Raw genomic sequence first — 4,470 nt, forward strand, 5'->3', positions numbered from 1 at the left:
CCAGACATCGCGCGGGTAGTCATGGGTTTCGCCCATCTTCCACCGGCGACCGACGTTCTTGGTCATTTCACGAAGCATTTCGTAGCTCCTGTCTATACATCCGCATTCCTGCGGAAATTTTTGATTTGTGCTCTTGTGAAAGAACACGTCCTTTAATCGATGCGGAAATCTTTTCACGCGTTTCGCTTGAAACACGATGGCCCATTTTAGATGCTGACATTTTGGTTCGTGTTTCAGCAGTTGCTCGCTTCCGACTCAAGTTCGCGCGGTGCTCGTCCGTAAATGAACGTCCTTTCATCGTGGCTGAGATACGAGCCGCCACTTCCGGTCTACGTGTTGGACTATTCGATCCGCTAAACTTCGCGCGAACTTCTGGACGCCTACGGGCGATGGAAATATTGGCTGCATGCTCAAGCGACTTCTTCTTTCCGCGCAGTTTTACCGCCACCTTCGCCGCGATCTCAGGCACAGTAGTCGGCTGAACATCACCTCCTGGCGTCATATTGTATCCGCTCGGCATCATTGTTCCGAACGCTCGAACAGCGAGCCTTTCGGCCAGCAACAGGTCGTCGTTTTCCACAATGGCCAGCACGCGCAACTGCGGCGCCCCATGTTTACGCCACGCCCGACTCAACAACAGATCCGCACCATTCTTGGCAGCCTTATCGTGTGATAAAAACCGCGAAATCGCGGACACCCGAGAAACCCCAATGTAGGATTTCCCGGATGCAAAGTCGAGGCGGTAAAGCTGGCCCATTGCGAGCAACCTAGAGGGTCGAACCCACGAGGTACGCTAATTGCTGCGCAACTATTTTTTCGTCGGCATAGTAGCCGACCTCCGTGATCTCGGTCTTCTTGCCCGGATCGGGATCGTTGTACACGCTGGCCACGAACGGCGCCGGCAACTGCGGGTCGCGCCACTGGAATCCCAGCCCGAACGTCACGGTCTCCATGCCCCCGGCCGGACCGACGTGACACAGCAAGGCGTTGTTGCCCCAGATATTGACGATCGACGCTGTGCCGCCCTCCAGCGCGGCGTTGCGGATGCCGGTCGGTACCAGCAGGTTCTGCACGCGGAACACTTCCTTGATCTCCGCGTCGTTCAGGAGTCCGCCCTGAGTGTACTTGAACATGTCGAGCAACACGGGATGACGCCGCACCATCTGGTAGCTGTCGAAGTCGATCAACAGCGTGTTGGCGATCACACCGGTGTTGTTGCGGATGAAGGCGTGACCAGTGGTGATGTCGGAGATGGGATCCGAGCTCACGTAGTCCGACCACTTGTCTCCACCGGTCAGAGAGACCCCAGAGCCGATGTTGGTGATGGAGGTGACCTTGTTGGCGATGCGCACTTCCATGTCCCGCATCAGGTCTTCGACGACCTTGCGCGTGGTGCGTGCCCGCAGCATCAACGGGTCGTCCGCCGACGCCAGCACCTCGAACGCGTTCTCGCCGGCCAGCGCGTAGTTGTGCGCAAAATACTGGTCGGACGAGACGTTGAACTCGACACGCCGTGGGCTGGTCTTGGGCGCGCGGAGCGTGCTGCCCGGATTGCGCAGCCACGTGTCCTTATCGATGGTGTAGTAGTTGCCGGATTGCTTGCCCACGGGCACTATTGGGAACAGTGCAGGTCCGACAAAGTTCCCGGTGCTGAACGCTTGCACGGCGATGTTGGACAGCGGCACGTCGATGTGAACATCACGTTGCGTGAGCCCCATCGACAGCGCGAGCTGAACGTAACCCGCCACCGACCGCAGAATGCTGAAGTTGAATGCGCGTTTCATGGTTGAACTCCTGTTGGATTTGTTGATGTGGCGGGTCAGGCGACCGAGCCCCACTTCACTGGCGGGAAGAGGAACGCGGTGGCGATCTCGTTCGCAGTGGTGGCGGTTTCGAGCGCACGCCCGCAGACCACGTCCCCGGACACAGCATCCACCACCATGCCCGAACTATTGTGCGCGATCATAGAGCCCGCCGTCACGGTGCCCCCGGCACGCACCTTGGAAAGCCCCAGGCAGGCCACAATCGCGGCCTCACCACTCTTCGGCTCATTCTGCAGCACACCGAGCGGACTCTTCAGCGCCCCGGCCACCAGCACTTCGGAGCAGATGTTGACGGTGGTCGTGGCGGCCATGCGCACGACGACGTACTTCTTGTTGCCGCCGCTGGCGCCGGACAGATCCGCCGCGGCCGACAGGCCGGGGATGGTGAGCTGTTCGCCGAACTCGGCCCACAGCGCCAGCGCCTGGGCCACGAATGCCGCGATGAGATTGAATGCGCGTTTCATGTTTTATCTCCTGTTGATCGAAAATCAGTGGGCGGAGGCGCGCGCTGATGCTTCCTCGGTGTAGCGTCGCGCCAGATCCGGGTCCTCCGCCTTTGCCGCGAGCAGCGCCACGAGGTAATCGCCCTTGAGCTCGGGGTGCTTCGCTATGTACTCGCGAGCCTTGCGGTCGATGGTGATGTTGGCAGGCTCGTTCGGGTCCTCAGTGGAACCGTCCTCGCGCTGCACGATACCGACGGAGGCGAAAGTCTTGAACAGCTTGTCGGCCTGGGCGTTGATCTGCGTGACGAAGCTGTCAGCAATTTCCACCAGCGTCTTCTCGGCAGAGGTCTCGGTGCCCTTGTCGTCCTTGGCGTAGACGCGGACTTTCTCGGCGGCATGCGTCAGGGCGTAGGCATACATCGCCTCCAGTCCCGCCCGGAACGCCGGCACGCGCACGGTGGCCACTTTCTCAGCCACCCCACGGCGCCGCGCGTCGGCTTCGAGCTGCGCGATGCGCTCCTCGTTGGCCTTGTTCTTGCAGGTCAGCTCCTCGCGCTCGTCAGCGTCGTGCTGGGTGAGGAGCTTGATCTCGGAGGTGACAGCGGCGATATCGGCGGAAAGCTTCTTGACCTCTGCGTCCTTGTCCTTGTCGCTGAGGTCGCCTTCGCCGATGGCATCCAGGCGCTCGGTGAGCGTCTTGAGTTCGTCTTGCAGTTGCTTGGCGGTCTTCATGGTAATGTCCTCGCTTGAAAATTGTTGAATCAGCACGCTCATGCGCTCCGAAAGGCAGTCGAACACCGCCTGCGGCGACACGTAGAGCGCGTCCTCGTGCGCCGTGAATTTCTCGTATTCGCCGTCAGCAGCGAACTCCATCTTGTGCAGCGGCGTCAACCCGGCCACAGCCGGCACCTCGGCTCCGAGCAGCGCCACCGCCTTCAGCGCGCGGCGGAACTGCTTGCCGCCACGGTTCAGGTTGAAATACACCTCAGACGAAACCCGATCGTAGCTGCGCTTGCGCAGGGCCTCGACCACGGAGTCGTGCATGTCCGTAAAATCTGCGACCAGTTTCTGACCCACGCGCCGCAGGTTCTGTACCCAGCCGTACGCAGGTGCCCCGGTAGTGTCCTTTGTGTGGCCGATCTTGATAGCCGGCCGAAAGTCGAGCGCGGTGTGCGCAGCAACCATCTCATCCAGGTCCGCCTCCGTGTAGGTGTCGCCATTGTGGGTGCCTGCGGCGAAGATCTCGATGCCGCGGACGACGTTGGTGTACTCGCTGGACTTCGCCATTTCCTTCTCGACCCAAGCCTCGTGCTGCGTGGGAGTCCAATCCGGATGGTCCTTCTTGCACTTGGCCATCATCTCCATTTTTGTCATCATCGCCATGGCGTATTCCTTCGGGTTGTGAGCGCGGTCGGATTCGAGATTTGCCTTGATTGAAGACGACTTGTCGCCTTTATCAACAGCATCGGCGTGTGCACCAATCGCTCGTTCATGCGCTGCGGCAGTCTTTTTATCACCCTGCTGTGCAGCGCGCTTGGCCATATTGGCGTGGTAACTCATCGCCCGGCGATGTGCCTCCTTGGTCTGTGCGCGATCCCCGGTCAAGGATTTTTCCATCGCCGTTTTTGCGTCTTCGCCCTTCGCGATGAAAATCTTTCTCCCATTCACCGTGCGCCAGACCCCGTCTTCCTCAGCATGATTCTTCACGTATTCACGCGCCCTGGAAAGAGCGATCGGAATCGCCTTGCTCTCGTCCATGCCGTCTTTGAGCAGAGCGTTCAGGATCTTGACGGCTTCGGCGCGCACGCCGCCCGGAAGGTTCTTCCAAGATGAAGGAAATTGACCAGAAGCATAGGGCATGCTGCAATTATTGCCCAACAAAACGGAAAAGCAAAATGCGTAGCGCTACGCATCCTCTTTGAAGGCTTTACCGTTCAAAATGCCGCGTGCGCCGTCGAGAATTTGGCGACCTTTTTGCTTTGCCCAGCGGGCGGAAGCGGCGTCTGCGCCTTGCGCGCTCAGCTCCTGCGCGGAAAGGTTGTCCGCCCGCGCCCGCCCCCCGAGCGCCGCGGCGGCAGCGTTCTTCTCGCGCCACTGCACACCGCACGCCGGGCAGCGAAACAACTTGCGCCCCGACGCAGAGCCCACGTCCACCACCCGCGCCTCCACCCCGCACCTGCCGCAGTTCACGTCGGCACCTCCAT

General features: G+C 60.2%; 5 protein-coding genes. All 5 read right to left on the reverse strand.

Annotated elements, in window-relative coordinates; translation table 11 throughout:
* Positions 1 to 67: 67 nt before the first annotated feature.
* Positions 68 to 757 carry an NUMOD3 domain-containing DNA-binding protein gene (locus Q8P46_11935; GenBank protein MDP2620863.1) on the reverse strand — a complete coding sequence of 230 codons (690 nt, stop codon included), beginning with the start codon at positions 755 to 757 and terminating at the stop codon, positions 68 to 70.
* A 10-nt stretch (positions 758 to 767) separates the two neighbouring features.
* The gene (locus Q8P46_11940; protein MDP2620864.1) at positions 768 to 1,784 is read right to left on the reverse strand and encodes a hypothetical protein; all 1,017 of its coding nucleotides are present in this window, start codon (positions 1,782 to 1,784) and stop codon (positions 768 to 770) included.
* A 35-nt stretch (positions 1,785 to 1,819) separates the two neighbouring features.
* The gene (locus Q8P46_11945; GenBank protein MDP2620865.1) at positions 1,820 to 2,287 is read right to left on the reverse strand and encodes a DUF2190 family protein; all 468 of its coding nucleotides are present in this window, start codon (positions 2,285 to 2,287) and stop codon (positions 1,820 to 1,822) included.
* 24 nt (positions 2,288 to 2,311) lie between these two features.
* Positions 2,312 to 4,126, reverse strand: a complete 1,815-nt coding sequence (locus Q8P46_11950) for a hypothetical protein (GenBank protein MDP2620866.1) — start codon at positions 4,124 to 4,126, stop codon at positions 2,312 to 2,314.
* Between the two features lie 45 nt (positions 4,127 to 4,171).
* A partial coding sequence (locus Q8P46_11955) for a hypothetical protein (GenBank protein ID MDP2620867.1) occupies positions 4,172 to 4,470 on the reverse strand: 299 nt, incomplete at its 5' end.

Source organism: Hyphomicrobiales bacterium, assembly GCA_030688605.1.
In the GTDB taxonomy this organism is placed as follows: Bacteria; Pseudomonadota; Alphaproteobacteria; order Rhizobiales; family NORP267; genus JAUYJB01.